This window comes from Pontibacter korlensis (assembly GCF_000973725.1).
GTDB classification, from domain to species: domain Bacteria; phylum Bacteroidota; class Bacteroidia; order Cytophagales; family Hymenobacteraceae; genus Pontibacter; species Pontibacter korlensis.
Map to the genome: position 1 here is coordinate 4,852,942 of NZ_CP009621.1, position 15,063 is coordinate 4,868,004.

The window sequence follows — 15,063 nt, forward strand, 5'->3', positions numbered from 1 at the left end:
AAAGCCAGCACCTATGCACGTATTGATTGTAGAGGACGAGAAAAGCTTAGCATCAGAACTGGAACACTTTTTAACCAAGGAACACTACCGCTGCGACGTTGCCTCCACGGGCAACGAAGCCTCTGAGAAAATAGCGGTAAACCGGTACGACTTTATACTGTTGGACCTGGGCCTGCCAGACTACAATGGCCTTGACCTGCTAAGGGAGGCAAAGGAACTGGAGCACCAGCCAGCTATTATCATACTTACGGCCCGTGGCGCCGTGGAAGACCGCATCGAAGGCCTTAGCCTGGGTGCAGATGATTACCTTCCAAAGCCATTCTCGCTACTGGAGCTGCAAGTGCGCATGCAGGCTATCATGCGCCGCAAGTTCAATGTCAAATCTTCTGTCCTGAACTTACATGGGCTGGAGATTGACAGCAGCGCCAGACGCGTTAATTTCAAAGACACCGAAGTATCATTAACCAAGAAGGAGTTTGACCTGCTGCACTACCTGTTGCTGCACAAAAACAGGATCCTCACCCGCTTGCAACTAACAGAGCATATATGGGGAAATATCCTGGAGGATGATTACGACTCCAACTACATTGATGTACATATAAAGAACCTGCGTAAAAAGTTAGGTGCCTATATCCCGAGCGACTGGCTGGAAACAGTACGGGGCGTAGGCTACAGGCTAACAGCATAACATGAGACTCCAGACAAAACTCACCCTCTTTAGTGCAGTCTCCAAAGTCCTTATCTTACTGCTACTGATCTTTCTGCTGCCATTTCTCATAAGTAGGGTGGCACTCCATAATACTGACAAACGCCTGCTCACAAAAAAGGAGCAGGTGTTTGACATTATACAGCGGCAGGGAATAGACTCGTTTGTAGGCACTGGCTCTGATGAGATGTACGGCAGCTATAACCTGCTGAAGGAAGAGTTTATCTCTATAGAGCCTATCGATACCTCGCAGATTGACAACCGGATAGAGAACAGCTACCGCGATGTAGAAGGTGAGATTTTAGAGTATAGGGTGCTTAGCCTTGCCTTTGAGGTGGAGGGAGGCACCTACCTGCTGGAGATTGGCCGCAGCCTTGCCACCATCCGGGAAACGAGCGATACCATGCAGCGCTACGCCTCCTATTTTCTGGTAGCTGTGGTGCTGATCACAGTTTTCATAGACCTGGCATTCGTCAGAATTTTACTGCGCCCGCTCAGGCTTATTTTGCGGCGCCTGCAACGTATTGGCCACCCTGACTCGTTCAGGCCAAACCCGCTGCCTACCACCACCAGCGATTTCGTTTACCTGAACAACACCATCAACAATATGATGATGCAGATACAGGAGGCGTTTCTGAAAGAGAAGGAGTTTATCGGAAATGTATCGCATGAGCTGCTCACACCTGTATCTATACTTCAGACAAGGCTGGAGAACCTGTTAAATGATCCGGCACTCCCGGAGGAAATGCTGGAGAAGCTGGTGGAAAGCCAGCGAACCCTCCACCGGCTTAAAAGTATTGTACACGCATTGCTCCTGATCTCGCGCATCGAGAACGAACAGTACCTCAGAAACGAGGAGGTAAGCGTCAAATCGCTGGTAAGTGATGTGGCTGAAGAAATCGAGGAGCGCCTGGAGATAAAGCGTTTAACGCTGGACAAGAGCCTCACCGACGACATCACCTGGAAAGGTACTTACTCACTGCTGTTTACAATGCTGTTTAACGTGGTCAACAATGCCATAAAGTATAACCGGCCAGGAGGAGCCATCACTATAGAGGGCCGCAACACATCAAATGGCTTTAAGCTGGATGTAAAGGATACGGGTGTAGGCATTCCGGAAGAGCAGTTACCAAACATCTTTAACAGGTTTAAGCGCCTGCATGCCCCAGACGGCGAGAGCCATGGCCTTGGTTTGCCTATTGTGGAAACAGTAGCCAGGTTCCATAAGATCCAGCTTTCGGTAAGCTCTGAGGTTGGCAAAGGCACCTGCTTTAGCTTTCTGTTCCCGGTTTAAAAGCACCCGTACTTCATGCTTTTCAGGTTCCTGTATTAGCCTGGTAGCCTCGAAACATCTAATAACCTAGATTTACCGTACTTGCTTACAAATGCAACATAATATGCTTGCTGTGAGCTATTTTTAGATTGTAAGGCTCTGTGACAGGCAGTACCGGTAAGTCAGAAGTATGGAGATCTTAGTCGCAAACCAGGCCACTCGTTTATATACCGTCACTTACCCAAACAAAGGCAAGGAAACAGTTATCCTGCTCCACGGTGGGCCCGGTGTGCCAGACGGTTTGGATCCGGTGGCAGAATACTTGAGCCGTTACTTTCAGGTAATTACCTTTCACCAGCGCGGTACGCTTAACTCCCCCTGCTACTCTAACGAGTACTCCATGGATCGTTACCTCTCTGATATAGACAGCATAGCTGAAAGGTTCGACCTGGAGAAGTTCCACCTGCTGGGACACTCCTGGGGTGGCCTGTACGCACAAATCTACGCTTACCAAAACCCGCACAGGCTGCTGAGCATGTTCCTCTGTAGTCCTGCCTCTGGCACTGGCAAGCAGTGGCGAGAAATGACGATGGAGGTCACGCGGTTTAACAAGAGGAAAACCACACAGGGGGAATGGTTTGCAATGCTTAAAAATGCGGCACTTGGCTTATTAGGTAGCGACGCAGGCTATGAAAGATTTTATACCCAGTTCTGCCTTAACTGCAACAAAGGCTATCAGGTAGAAAACCCCGTCCCTCTCATGATAGACCGTATCAGTGCTAAGCCGATTAACCGTACAAACTTCGCCATACTTCGCCACTCAGAACTTGAGATGCTGCCAGACCAGGGGTTCAGAATAACAGTTACCTACAGTGACGATGATATTTATGGCGACAGCACGAAGTATGTGAAAGAAAGGTACCCTTACGCCCATTTTATCACCATCCCAAACAGCAGTCATTTTCCCTGGCTGCATAACGAAGGGTACTTTTACAGCGTGTTGGCTGGCCACTACGGCGTGAATAGCTCCACATTTTAGGATTTTGCTGCACAGGGAGTATTAGTATTGCCTCAGAGGTTTCAGAAGCTTGTACTTTACCTTTTTCAAGTCCTATACCGTACTACTCAGGTGTTCCATCAACTAACCAACACAAACATGACATTTCACTCAACCCGCCCAGAAGATCTGCTATTAGACGCCGCCCGCAAAGGAGATGTAGAATACCTGAAGCAAATAATAGCAACCGGTGTAGATATTGATACGCAAGATGGCAGAGGTTTTACACCTTTAATTTTAGCAGCATATAATGAGCACCTGGAGGCAGTACGTGTACTACTGGAGGCTAAAGCCGATGTAAATGCTCAGGATGCAGGGGGTAACACAGCGTTGATGGGAGTTTGTTTCAAAGGATACGAAGACATTGCCCGACTACTGATCTCTAAAGGGGCAGACCTTAACCTGCAAACAGGCAACGGAGGCACAGCACTCATGTATGCTTCCCTGTTTGGCAGAAACAAACTTGTTAAACTGCTGCTGGAGAGTGGTGCCGACACAACCTTGCAGGATATGCGCGGATTAACCGCTTATGACCTGGCCATACAGCAGGGTAACGAAGAGGCACTGGAGCTGTTTAACCAGCATACATCCTAATATAAAGTATGAAGGCCTGCAAATTTTGCAGGCCTTCATACTTTATAAGCAAGACGTTCTTAGGACTGGGTATCCTTAGGCTGTAATAATACCACCACAGAGCGGGCAGCTACCTCAACTGTGGTTCCAGACTTGAATTCTTCACCTTTATTGTCAATAATATTCTCGGCAGTATCGATCACTTTAGTCCACGAGTCGCCATACTTCTTCGGCGGAAGCTTGTACTTGAGCGGCTCATAATGTGCATTAAAGATAACGTAGAAGTTGTCATCGATTACCTGCTCGCCCTTCGGCCCTTTGGCATGGAGGCCTCTACCGTTCAGGTATACAGCCAGCGATTTGGCAAAGTCATGGTTCCAGTTTTCCTCCGACATCTCACGCCCTTCTGGCAAGAACCAGGCAATGTCCTTTATAGTGATACCTTTGATAGGCTTGCCCTTAAACCAGCCACGGCGGTTAAACACCGGGTGAGATTTGGCAAACTTGATAAGCCGCTTGGTAAACTTAAGCAGGTCCTGATCCGCCTCTTGCCAGTTGAGCCACGAGATCTCGTTGTCCTGGCAGTAGGCGTTGTTATTGCCCTGCTGCGTGCGGCTTAGCTCATCTCCTGCCACTAACATCGGCACGCCCTGCGACAGGAACAAGGTGGTCAGGAAATTACGCTTCTGTTTTGCCCGAAGCTCGAGTACTTCCTTTTTATCTGTCGGACCTTCCTCGCCGCAGTTCCAGGAGCGGTTATGGCTATCACCATCGTTGTTATCCTCTCCGTTGGCCATGTTGTGTTTCTCGTTGTAAGAAACCAAGTCGTTCAGTGTAAAGCCATCGTGAGCGGTAATAAAGTTGATACTGGCCGTTGGGCTACGGTAGTCGTCTTTATACAGGTCGGAACTACCTGTAAAGCGTTCTGCGAACTCGGCCAACATACTGTCAGCTCCACGCCAGTAATCGCGGATACAGTCGCGGTACTTGCCGTTCCACTCGGCCCAGCCTGCAGGGAACTCCCCTACCTGGTAACCACCCTCGCCCACATCCCAAGGCTCTGCAATCAGCTTCACCTGCGAGATAACCGGGTCCTGGTGTATGATGTCGAAGAAGGCACTCAGGCGGTCTACCTCATGCAGTTCACGGGCTAGTGTAGAGGCCAGGTCAAAACGGAAGCCGTCCACGTGCATTTCCAGAATCCAGTAGCGCAGGCTGTCCATGATAAGGCGCAGCACGTTTGGCAGGTTGGCATTGAGCGTGTTACCCGTGCCGGTGTAGTCCATGTAAAAGCGCTTATCCTCTGTTAGCCTGTAATAGGCTGCGTTGTCTATACCTCTGAAAGAAAGGGTAGGCCCCATATGGTTGCCTTCTGCCGTGTGGTTGTACACCACATCCAGAATCACCTCTATGCCTGCCTTATGCAGTGCCTTCACCATTTCCTTAAACTCTACCACCTGCTCACCATGCGTACCGCTGCTCGAGTAGCGCACATCTGGTGCAAAGTAACCGATGGTGTTATAGCCCCAGTAGTTGGAAAGTCCTTTTTCCACCAGGTGGCGGTCGTTAATAAAGTGGTGCACCGGCATCAGCTCGATAGCGGTTATACCTAACTCCTTCAGGTAATTGATGGTAACAGGATGTCCTATGGCCGCATAGGTACCTCTGATTTCCTCCGGAATATCAGGATGCAACTTAGTAAAGCCTTTTACATGTGTCTCGTAGATGATGGTGCGGTGGTAAGGAATGTCTGGCCTTTTATCATTCTCCCAGTTAAACCTAGGGTCTACCACTACTGACTTTGGAATGTAGCGGGCGCTGTCTGTCTCGCTAAAACTCAGGTCTTCATCCGGGTGCCCTAGCTCATAGCCGAATAGCGAATCGTGCCATTCAATTGTACGGCTAATGGCTTTGGCGTAAGGGTCTAGAAGTAGCTTGTTTGGGTTGAAGCGCTGGCCATTCTGTGGTTCGTAAGGGCCGTGTACCCGGTATCCGTAAAGCTGCCCCGGCTTGATGCCTGGCAGGTAAGCGTGCCAAATCTGGTGGGTACGCTCTGTCATCTTGATTTTAGCAAACTCTTCATCGTCATCAGAAGAGTTGAAGAGACAAAGCTCCACTGCGGTGGCATTCTCTGAAAAAAGTGCAAAGTTAACTCCTTCACCATCCCAAGTGGCTCCGAGAGGGTAAGGATGCCCTGGATAACTTTCTATTGTCATGATATTCTGAGATTAAAGTATAACCGGCCGGCAGGTGTCATGAGAACATCTGGTGGTTGAAACCACTGTCCTCACAAGCAACATGTACCAGCATCTGCAATTAGTACAACGGTTATACTTTAACCACAGAAAATAGTTTGTGTCAATCTCTAACTTTGGGTACTAGTGGCATGGGAGGCAAATTCAGCGGCAAAATTGAGCTTGTAAAAGAAAAGGCCTCGCCCCCTTCTAGCAGATTGCTCTGCAATACCGAAAGGTGTGAGGCTCGTAGTATGGTTAACATAATAATCACACTAACAACCAAACTTCAGCTTTTATGAAAATAATCAGGAGTTACATCAAAGGGATAGCTAATATTGCGGTATGTTAAGCAGGCGATGCATCCAGTTCCCGTATCTCTGATTTATAAGCTGGAGGAAGTATGATTGCTTTCAGCAGCCACTCGGCACGAAGCTTACGGCTAAGCTTATAGCCCCTTAATACCGGCTTTAAAACAGGCAAACGCCATAACCCTAGCAGCTTCCGAACACGCTCCGGCACAACTAATACCTGCGCCTGTAACAGCAGCCAGTATCGTATGCTGCCCAGGTGCTTCCTGTATTGCTTGTAAAGGTCAGCAGTATACTTGCTCTCTACCAGGTTTTGCTCCAGGTGCTCTGCACGTGCCAGCTGCCACTCCTCATACGTATCCGGCAAGCCAACAATGCCCATGCGCCTGCCAACCCGGATGAATACCTCAAACACTTCCCCCTGCTCCTCCACAGATAGCTTTCGCTCCAGTAACTCATAAGACCGGATGGAATAGTCGATGAGCATGTAGAGCACATCGCGGTAAGCCCAGTCTGGTATGGCTTTACCACGACTAGCCTCCACTCCGGCATGTATGGCTGCCATTGTGTCTATAGCCTTATGGGCAGCTGATTCTTCTGAGAAAACTATTTTTCGGGCATAGCCTACTGTAGAGAACAACCTGCCAAGGGGGTCGGCAGGAAGGCGGCCGGTATAGTATAGCCAGTCCACTGCTTTGTTGAGGGCAAACTCAGCAGAGGCACCAGCAAATATAAACAGGATGGTGTCGCTCTTTCCCCAGATTTCGCGCACCACCGACTCTTTTCGCACAAAGTATGTCATACTTGCTTAACGCATTGGCGTGAAAAAACGTGCTACCAGCTTGGCAGTAAAAGGCTACATCAAAATCTCCCGCACCCGCTTCAGGTCATCCTCGTTGTCCACCATTACCATCAGCTTATCGTAGGCTTCCAGTAGCGTAGACCCATTGGGCGTAACAAACCTGCCAGCCCGGTCTATAAGCACAATCAATGATGTTTTGGGTAGCTGCAGCTCTACCAGAGACTTGCCAACACCTGAACTACCAGGCCCTAACTGCAGCTCTACCAGCTCATTCTTGCTGTTGTAGCCCAGGTCCTCCCCTAGCTGCAGTCGCTTGGTTGCGTCCCCCGCCTGGCTCAGGCCCAGCCAATCAGCCATCAGCTTAAGCGTTGTCCCCTGCAGCATAACCGATGTCACCACAATAAAGAACACGATGTTAAAGATCATGTCGGACCGGTTTAACCCAGCCAGCATGGGGTATGTAGCAAACACGATAGGCACAGCGCCCCTCAAGCCTACCCACGACAAGTATACTTTGTCTTTAAAAGAGGTTTTAAAGAAAGCCATACTGATGAACACACTGATCGGGCGCGCCACAAAAATCAGGAAGAGCGAAACTAGCAGCCCAACGCCTAGCACCGGCAGCACATGCGATGGAAACACCAACAGCCCGAGCGTGAGGAACATCAGAATCTGCATGAGCCAAGCCAAACCGTCATAAAACCGTGTGAGGCTACGTTTATGAATAAAGTTTTTATTTCCAAGTATAACGCTGGCAGTATACACTGCCAGAAAGCCGTTGCCGTTGATCAGGTTGGTAAAAGAGAAGGTAAACAGCACCATAGCCAGCGTCAGGGCCGGGTAAAGACCATCCTGTTCCAGTTTAATGCGGTTAATGGTCCAGGCCATCACGTAGCCCATCACTACTCCCATCAATGCCCCTACACTCATCTGCAGGAAAAACATCGGTACCAGTTCCCAAATGCTGGCCGTGGGATTAGTTAGCAGAAAGGTAAAGCTTACGGTAAGGAAGTAAGCCATAGGGTCGTTACTGCCTGACTCCAGCTCCAGTGTAGGACCCAGATTATTTTTCAGACCAATGTTGCGGGAACGCAGGATGGAAAATACGGCTGCCGCATCTGTAGATGATACAATGGCCCCCAACAGCAATCCTTCGAGTAGCGAAAAACCCAGCAGGTAAGACACGAAGAAACCCACCAGTATGGCTGTGATAAAAACGCCTATCGTAGACAGTGCCATGCCACGCCACAACACAGGCCGCGTGCTCTGCCACTTTGTATCAAGTCCGCCTGAGAATAGTATGAGTGTTAGTGCCAGCGTGCCCAGCGACTGGGCTGTTTGGGCATCATCGAAGTAGATACCGCCAATACCCTCCGACCCAGCCAAAATGCCGACACCTAAAAATAGCACCAGCGCAGGCACTCCTAATCTGCCGAGGCTCTTACTTACCAGTATACTCAGGAAGAGCAGTATAGAAATACCTAACAAGATGTCTTCAACAGTGAAACTCATAGTAGTGAATTAAAACGAAGTGATTTAGTAGCAATAGCCAGTACCTAGATTCCAATACTACATTTTAGGATTTTTCGGTTACGGCAAATACCAGAAACGACAGCACTAACATCATCAGGTAAACGCGCAGCACATTTAACCTGCACCTTTTGCCGTGGTACCAGAAAAGCCCAAGCTTTGGAAAAGGGATTCCCACAAAAAGACCAAGTATGGATAAGGTCGAAATTATAACAGCAAGATCTGCCATAGCGATTTCTCTCAATGAAAACACATAGCAGCGCCAGCGCAAAAATGCCTCAGGCTAGCGCTGCACTTTAAAAAATTATGAAAGGAGCTCCCATTACTTTTAATGCTGTGGAGCGATAAGAAGAGGTATAGAAATGGAAGCGCTATGGTGCGTTTGGAAGCACAGTTACAGGCAATACCTGCTGCAGCAGGTGCCCTACTGAAACCGGGGAAGTATAAAGAGGTAAAGAAAAGGCTAAGAATTCAGCTACAAATGGCAACAAGAGCGAAGGCGCCACATGTAGGACCTGCTTCAAAACAAGCTCCGGTGCATTTTGGGCATCCACAAAGGCTTGTACATTCTGGGGCTTAACAGCCTGCTCACTATCCTGCAGGTTGGCAGGCTTAAACCGAAGTACTGACTCCTGCACAGAGCCTTGCACCAGGTAATCATACACCATTACTTCATGACCAGGCAAGGTCAGGGCCCATAGCAGCATCACCCACATAAGCGGGTACCGGAGCCAGTGGCGTCGTATGGATTTTGTTTGAAGCATCACTACAAAGGTATACATTTATACTTTCATCGCACTTGATTTGCACTGATACCCGCACTGGCGCAATCTTTGCTAATTAACTGCCGTTGCACCAAAATACTAACACCACTCGTTTGTATGCTCCGTGGCACATAAAACCGCAGCAGCAAACCGAGGACCCTATAGAACATGAGGCGTACGCTGAAACAGATAGTCAAATTTATCATCACTAAAATAATGGCGCCGTTTACGCGGCTGGTATACGGCGAGTTATCGGCCTTCTTCCAGAGCCTGAAGCCTAACTTTACCCGCACCTACTGGCAGCATAAATGGGCAGAATGGCAGAACAGCCGCAATCGCTCTGACTACAGGTTCTTGTTCAGAGGGTTGTTAAAGCTGTCCCTCTTTGGACTGCTGCTCCTAGTGCTCTTCTACTTTGCAGTATATTCAGGCTTTCTGGGTGGCATGCCTTCCACCAAAGAATTGAAGTCAGTGCACAACAACACTGCCTCTGAGGTGTATTCTGCTGATGGAGTGCTGCTAGGGCGCTATTACACCCAGGACCGCACCAATGTAAAGTATGCCAACATCTCCCCTGCCGCTGTTCATGCGCTCATAGCTACCGAAGATGCACGCTTCTACGACCACAGCGGTGTGGATGCCCGAAGCCTGGCCCGTGTGTTCATCAAGTCTCTGTTGTTGCAGAACGAAAGCTCTGGCGGCGGCAGTACACTCAGCCAGCAGCTGGCAAAGAACCTGTACCCGCGCAAGAACTACTGGCTCTGGGATATGCCCGTAAACAAGCTGCGCGAGATGATCATCGCCCGAAAACTGGAGACCATCTACTCTAAAGATGAGATACTGGAACTGTACCTGAACACGGTGCCCATGGGTGGTAACCTGTATGGTATAGAGCGTGCTTCACGCCGCTTCTTCAGCACCTCTGCCGATTCGCTTAAAGTAGAAGAGGCTGCCGTGCTGATTGGTATGCTGAAGGCCACCACCACTTACAACCCTCGCCTGGACCTAGAGCGCTCTACCAAGCGTCGTAATATTGTACTGGGGCAGATGGCGAAGTATGAGTACCTGAGCGCAGCCGAAGCTGACTCACTGCAAAAGCTCCCCCTAGAGCTAAAGTACAACTACACCACGCATAACGATGGGATTGCACCATACTTTCGGGAGCACCTGCGACAGGAACTGGTAAATTGGGCCGCCGGTAAAAAGAAGAAAAATGGTGAGCCTTACAACCTCTATACTGATGGCCTTAAGATATACACGACCATTGATGCCGGCATGCAGCGCCATGCAGAAGCATCGGTGCGGAAGCACATGGCACAACTGCAGAAACAGTTCGATGCCCATTGGAGAGGCAGAAACCCGTGGGGTCGTAACTCTGATGTGATACAGGTTGCCATGCAGCGGTCCGACCGTTACAGAAAACTAAAAGACGCCGGCAAGTCTGAGGCTGAAATTGTGGAGGCTTTCCGGGAGCCGGTGCCGATGCAGGTTTACGCCTGGGGAGGCACCAACAAAAAAGAAATGAGCCCGATGGACTCGCTGGCATACTACTCCCGCTTCCTGAACACCGGCCTGTTCTCTCTAGAGCCACATTCGGGTTATGTACGTGCGTGGGTAGGTGGCATCAACCACCATGTTTTTAAGTATGATCACGTAAAGTCGAAGCGACAGGTAGGTTCTACGTTCAAGCCAATCGTATATGCCGCTGCACTGGATAGAGGCATTAGCCCCTGCGACTATTTCCCGAACGAGCGCATGACCTACCCGGAGTATGATAACTGGTCGCCACGTAACGCTACAGACCAGTATGGCGGAGAGTATACGATGCGTGGAGCACTGGCTAATTCAGTTAATACCATCTCGGCACAGATGATCATGAAGGCTGGCGTGAACAGAACCGTAGCCATGGCTCACCGCCTAGGTATCGACTCTAAATTGCCGGAGGTGCCATCGTTAGCCCTGGGTACAGCAGACCTGTCGCTACAGGAGATGGTGACGGCCTATGCCACTTTCGCAAACCGTGGCTACCAGGTGGAGCCGGTATATATTACTAAAATCGAAGACCGGGAAGGGCGCGTGCTGCGGGAACACCGCGAGGGCGAAGGCGCCAAGAAGGTTATCTCGGAAGAAACAGCGGCTATCATGCTGCACCTGATGCAAGGTGTGGTAGAAGAGGGAAGTGCCGCCAAACTACGCTCACAGTACGGCCTGAAAATGGATATCGCCGGAAAAACCGGTACTACCCAGGATCATGCCGATGGTTGGTTTATAGGTATAACTCCGCAATTGGTAACAGGTGTGTGGGTTGGTGGCGAAAGCCCTCAGGTGCGCTTCCGCACTTTAGAGCTAGGCCAGGGTTCGCGCACAGCCCTACCTATTTGGGGAGAGTATATCCGCCGGATCGCTATAGATCCGGATTACAAAGGATACTACAACAGCCGCTTTGAGCCGCTGCCGCCACACCTGCAAGCTAGCTTAAACTGTCCATCTTACCGCGCAGAACCGCCACAGGAAAACTTCTTGGAGCGTGTACTGGATAAGATCGGCGATAAAGCCACACAAACGTACGAGCAGTGGAAAGAAAACCTGAAAAAAAGACGCAAGGAGCGGAAGGAGAAGCGCAAGAAAAATAGGGACTAGTTTTAGCCCCTATACTTCCTCCTGAAAGTCTTCGCTTCGCTGCAGGCGGTCAAACTGCTCTACAAGCTCTGTTGGCAGCGTGGTCAGCTTGCGCTTCACCAGGTCCAGCCAGGCCCCGTCTACGTTGATCACTGCAGCCTTTACGCCATCCTCCCTGAATACTTCATGGCGGATAGACCAGCGGGATGCATCGGATCGGCTTTTTGTTAACTCCACCGTTACCTTCAGGTGCTCGTTTATACCTACCTCGCGCAGGTAAATCAATTCTTCACGGAACAGTATGGGGCCTATCTTCAGGTGCTGAAACGCTTTCAGGTCCAAGCCTAGCCTATCGAGCACTACAATACGGGCTTGCGCAGCAAAATCAGCATAGGCAGAGTGGCGCATGTGCATGTTCGCATCCAGGTGCGACCACATCACCTTACCTTCATATATATTGTTCATTGTTTTTAGTTTTTCCAAAGCTACAAAAACCTTTGGCCAAATTAAACCCAAGACTCTCTTCTGGTTTCCTACAGGTTAAAAGGAGGTACAATTTGGTCTTTTTAAAGAAATCAACTTTTATTAAAGCATACTCCTCCTGCGTTAAGCATAATTTTTGTTGTTTTGCAGTCTCAATACTTCATATCTAAAAAATCAATGAAAAAGTTAGCGAGCATTTTCTTCCTGTGCCTGCTGCTGACCAGCCAGGCCTTTGCCTGGGGGCAGAATGGGCACCGCGCAGTGGGCCTGGTGGCTGAAAAGCACCTGAGCAAAAAAGCAAAGAAGAAAATCATGAAACTCCTGCAGGATAATACTTTGGCAGAAGTTTCAGTTTGGATGGATGACATCAAAAGCGATGATGCCTACGACCATACACACGACTGGCATTGGGTAACGATTCAGGATGGCTCAACCTACGAGCAGTCTGAAAAAAACCCGAATGGTGACATCATCGGCAAAATTGAGGAAATATCCAAAGCCTTGAAAGCCGGTAACCTAAGCAATGAGCAGGAACAAGAGTACCTCAAGTACCTGATACACCTTGTGGGTGATATCCATCAGCCATTGCACGTAGGTACTGGCGACGACCAGGGAGGTAACGCTGTGAAGGTACAGTGGTTTTACCAACCCTCTAACTTACACCGCGTGTGGGATAGCGACATGATTAATGGCAAAGACCTGAGCTTTACAGAGATTGTACGTTTCCTGGGTCAGCCAGAGAAAGAGCAAATCAAGCAGTGGCAGTCTACTTCGGTTAGAGACTGGGCTAAAGAATCTATGAGCTACAGACCTCAGGTTTATAACCTGCCGGAAGATAAAAAGATCAGCTACCGCTACGCATACGAAAACTATAGCCTTGTAGAGCAGCGCCTGTTACAGGCAGGTGTTCGCCTGGCAGGTCTCCTGAACGAGATCTACGGCTAAAACCTAGCAGAGCTAAGCATAAGAACAGCCACCGCACTCCTTAACAGGAACTGCAGTGGCTGTTTTCTTTTGCCTGTGCTGTGCTTTGCAACACTGTACTTCTTACGGCAGGCTGATCACATAATAGCTTGTCTGTCTGTAGGCAGAAACCGTTTTTTCTTACTTTTGAGTACAACTTTCGTTAGCCTCTTCAAGGGTTAAGTGTCATCACAATTTAAAAAGCATGGAATCATACTTCCGTCTGAAGCACCACAATACAAATGTTAAAACAGAGGTGCTAGCTGGCATCTCCTCTTTTTTGGCCACGGCTTACATCATAGTTGTAAACCCGACCATTTTGGCACAGGCAGGCATGCCTTTTTCAGGGGTACTCACAGCTACTGTATTAGTCTCCTTTTTTAGCAGTTTGATGATGGGGCTGTATGCCCGTAACCCCATTCTGGTCGCGCCGGGCATGGGCCTCAATGCCTTCTTTACCTATTCGGCAGTATTAGGCATGGGTGTAACCTGGCAGGTAGCGCTCGGTGCGGTTTTCTGGTCAGGCATCGTGTTCCTGATCCTTTCTGTATTTAACGTGCGTACGCTTATTGTAAGAGCCATTCCACGGCCGCTGCGCTTTGCTATTGCCGCAGGAATAGGCTTGTTCATTACGCTCATCGGCTTTGCTAACGCCAAGTTTATTGTAGCCAACCCTTCCACTATAATTGGTGTAAGCCCGATAAACCCAGCCTTATTGACTTTTCTGGGCGGGCTGCTGCTAACTTCTGTTCTTATTGTGCGCAATGTGAAGGGTGGCATTCTGCTGGGGATACTTATTACCACACTAGCCTCCTACCCGCTTGGCCGCTGGTGGGCTACTGACATGGAGCCGCTCATTACCTGGCAGGGCTTTGCATCCGCCCCTGACTTTAGTTTACTCCTCCAACTGGACTTTGTTAATTCCTTCAAGCTGTCTATAGTACCTGTTATTTTTGCCTTCGTTTTTACAGACATGTTCGACAGTATCTCCACGTTTGTAGGACTGGCTGAAGCCGCAGACTTGTTAGATGAGCATGGGGAACCGCGCCATGTACAGCGCTCTCTTACCACTGATGCCGTGGCAACTACGCTGGCTGGCCTGGTAGGCTCCAGCCCAGGCACAGCCTACATAGAGTCGGCAGTGGGTATTGAGGCCGGAGGGCGAACGGGGCTTACAGCCGTTGTGGGTGCATTACTCTTCTTACCGTTCCTGTTTCTGGCCCCGCTACTTTCCATGATTCCGTCTATTGCTACGGCTCCGGCTTTGGTGTTGGTAGGGGCATTCATGGTGCGTCCTGTTACAAAAATTAACTGGTTTAAAATGGATGATGCCATTCCGGCTTTCCTGTCGATGGTGCTGATTCCCTTCACCTACTCCATTACACAAGGTATCATCTGGGGCTTCCTGAGCTGGACCGCCCTAAAGCTTGTAACCGGGAAAAGCAAAGAGGTAAGTATTGCTCTTTGGGTGATAGACATCTTTGCCATACTTGCCCTTCTTTTATAGCACCAATTAGCCCGCGCAAGAGTCAAACAGTGCCAAAAGTGTGGAACTTTTCCACAGAGTGAACTTGATTTTGACATATTTCTGTTAGCAGTGTTGTTACGGAAAGATAATTTTTAGTAATCTTAAACAATATTTAACGCACATATAGGTTTACCCTGTATGTTAAGGTGCTTGGAAAGGTATAATTCTTTATCTTCACCTGCCGCAAGGCCCGCATCGGAAATACTAAATTTAGTTCATA

13 protein-coding genes are annotated in these 15,063 nt (G+C 49.2%); 7 read left to right on the plus strand and 6 right to left on the minus strand.

All coding sequences use genetic code 11. The features are described from left to right. Positions 1 to 13: 13 nt before the first annotated feature. The 4 genes from PKOR_RS20870 (at position 14) to PKOR_RS20885 (ending at position 3,630) form a co-directional block, all read left to right on the plus strand. A complete protein-coding gene (locus tag PKOR_RS20870; RefSeq protein WP_046313254.1) occupies positions 14 to 688 on the plus strand; it encodes a response regulator transcription factor in 675 nt (224 codons plus the stop codon). A 1-nt stretch (position 689) separates the two neighbouring features. Then, complete coding sequence (locus tag PKOR_RS20875) at positions 690 to 2,000, plus strand: sensor histidine kinase (RefSeq protein ID WP_046313256.1); 1,311 nt, start codon at positions 690 to 692, stop codon at positions 1,998 to 2,000. 169 nt (positions 2,001 to 2,169) lie between these two features. Continuing rightward, a complete protein-coding gene (locus PKOR_RS20880) occupies positions 2,170 to 3,018 on the plus strand; it encodes an alpha/beta hydrolase (RefSeq protein WP_046313258.1) in 849 nt (282 codons plus the stop codon). A gap of 117 nt (positions 3,019 to 3,135) precedes the next feature. Next, positions 3,136 to 3,630 (plus strand): ankyrin repeat domain-containing protein, encoded by a 495-nt coding sequence (locus PKOR_RS20885; protein ID WP_046313260.1) that lies wholly within the window; start codon positions 3,136 to 3,138, stop codon positions 3,628 to 3,630. Between the two features lie 59 nt (positions 3,631 to 3,689). On the opposite strand, the gene glgX is transcribed toward PKOR_RS20885, so the two are convergent. The 5 genes from glgX to PKOR_RS20905 all read right to left on the minus strand — a co-directional run bounded on the left by glgX (position 3,690) and on the right by PKOR_RS20905 (position 9,250). After that, positions 3,690 to 5,825 (minus strand): glycogen debranching protein GlgX, encoded by a 2,136-nt coding sequence (gene glgX, locus PKOR_RS20890; RefSeq protein ID WP_046313261.1) that lies wholly within the window; start codon positions 5,823 to 5,825, stop codon positions 3,690 to 3,692. Positions 5,826 to 6,191: 366 nt separating this feature from the next. Next, complete coding sequence (locus tag PKOR_RS20895; RefSeq protein ID WP_046313263.1) at positions 6,192 to 6,956, minus strand: oxygenase MpaB family protein; 765 nt, start codon at positions 6,954 to 6,956, stop codon at positions 6,192 to 6,194. A gap of 54 nt (positions 6,957 to 7,010) precedes the next feature. Further along, positions 7,011 to 8,468 (minus strand): potassium/proton antiporter, encoded by a 1,458-nt coding sequence (locus PKOR_RS20900; protein WP_046313264.1) that lies wholly within the window; start codon positions 8,466 to 8,468, stop codon positions 7,011 to 7,013. A gap of 64 nt (positions 8,469 to 8,532) precedes the next feature. Continuing rightward, positions 8,533 to 8,715, minus strand: a complete 183-nt coding sequence (locus tag PKOR_RS24905; protein ID WP_148561766.1) for a hypothetical protein — start codon at positions 8,713 to 8,715, stop codon at positions 8,533 to 8,535. 142 nt (positions 8,716 to 8,857) lie between these two features. Continuing rightward, positions 8,858 to 9,250 carry a hypothetical protein gene (locus PKOR_RS20905; RefSeq protein WP_148561767.1) on the minus strand — a complete coding sequence of 131 codons (393 nt, stop codon included), beginning with the start codon at positions 9,248 to 9,250 and terminating at the stop codon, positions 8,858 to 8,860. Positions 9,251 to 9,418: 168 nt separating this feature from the next. On the opposite strand from PKOR_RS20905, the gene PKOR_RS20910 reads away from it, so the two are divergent. Then, on the plus strand, positions 9,419 to 11,890 hold the full coding sequence (locus PKOR_RS20910; RefSeq protein WP_084694871.1) for a penicillin-binding protein 1A: 2,472 nt from the start codon (positions 9,419 to 9,421) through the stop codon (positions 11,888 to 11,890). Between the two features lie 9 nt (positions 11,891 to 11,899). Here PKOR_RS20910 and PKOR_RS20915 read toward each other — a convergent pair whose 3' ends face one another. After that, on the minus strand, positions 11,900 to 12,334 hold the full coding sequence (locus PKOR_RS20915) for an acyl-CoA thioesterase (protein WP_046314722.1): 435 nt from the start codon (positions 12,332 to 12,334) through the stop codon (positions 11,900 to 11,902). Between the two features lie 195 nt (positions 12,335 to 12,529). Between PKOR_RS20915 and PKOR_RS20920 the strand changes: the two genes are divergently transcribed. Continuing rightward, positions 12,530 to 13,297: a S1/P1 nuclease gene (locus PKOR_RS20920; protein ID WP_046313267.1), complete on the plus strand. Its 768-nt coding sequence runs from the start codon at positions 12,530 to 12,532 to the stop codon at positions 13,295 to 13,297. A 223-nt stretch (positions 13,298 to 13,520) separates the two neighbouring features. Next, complete coding sequence (locus PKOR_RS20925) at positions 13,521 to 14,822, plus strand: NCS2 family permease (protein WP_046313269.1); 1,302 nt, start codon at positions 13,521 to 13,523, stop codon at positions 14,820 to 14,822. The last annotated feature ends 241 nt before the right edge of the window (positions 14,823 to 15,063 follow it).

Bases quoted from the DNA above. Each gene is read 5' to 3' on its own strand.
- PKOR_RS20870 (WP_046313254.1), top strand. From the start codon at position 14: ATGCACGTATTGATTGTAGAGGACGAGAAAAGCTTAGCATCAGAACTG.
- PKOR_RS20875 (WP_046313256.1), top strand. From the start codon at position 690: ATGAGACTCCAGACAAAACTCACCCTCTTTAGTGCAGTCTCCAAAGTC.
- PKOR_RS20880 (WP_046313258.1), top strand. From the start codon at position 2,170: ATGGAGATCTTAGTCGCAAACCAGGCCACTCGTTTATATACCGTCACT.
- PKOR_RS20885 (WP_046313260.1), top strand. From the start codon at position 3,136: ATGACATTTCACTCAACCCGCCCAGAAGATCTGCTATTAGACGCCGCC.
- glgX (WP_046313261.1), bottom strand. From the start codon at position 5,825: ATGACAATAGAAAGTTATCCAGGGCATCCTTACCCTCTCGGAGCCACT.
- PKOR_RS20895 (WP_046313263.1), bottom strand. From the start codon at position 6,956: ATGACATACTTTGTGCGAAAAGAGTCGGTGGTGCGCGAAATCTGGGGA.
- PKOR_RS20900 (WP_046313264.1), bottom strand. From the start codon at position 8,468: ATGAGTTTCACTGTTGAAGACATCTTGTTAGGTATTTCTATACTGCTC.
- PKOR_RS24905 (WP_148561766.1), bottom strand. From the start codon at position 8,715: ATGGCAGATCTTGCTGTTATAATTTCGACCTTATCCATACTTGGTCTT.
- PKOR_RS20905 (WP_148561767.1), bottom strand. From the start codon at position 9,250: ATGCTTCAAACAAAATCCATACGACGCCACTGGCTCCGGTACCCGCTT.
- PKOR_RS20910 (WP_084694871.1), top strand. From the start codon at position 9,419: ATGAGGCGTACGCTGAAACAGATAGTCAAATTTATCATCACTAAAATA.
- PKOR_RS20915 (WP_046314722.1), bottom strand. From the start codon at position 12,334: ATGAACAATATATATGAAGGTAAGGTGATGTGGTCGCACCTGGATGCG.
- PKOR_RS20920 (WP_046313267.1), top strand. From the start codon at position 12,530: ATGAAAAAGTTAGCGAGCATTTTCTTCCTGTGCCTGCTGCTGACCAGC.
- PKOR_RS20925 (WP_046313269.1), top strand. From the start codon at position 13,521: ATGGAATCATACTTCCGTCTGAAGCACCACAATACAAATGTTAAAACA.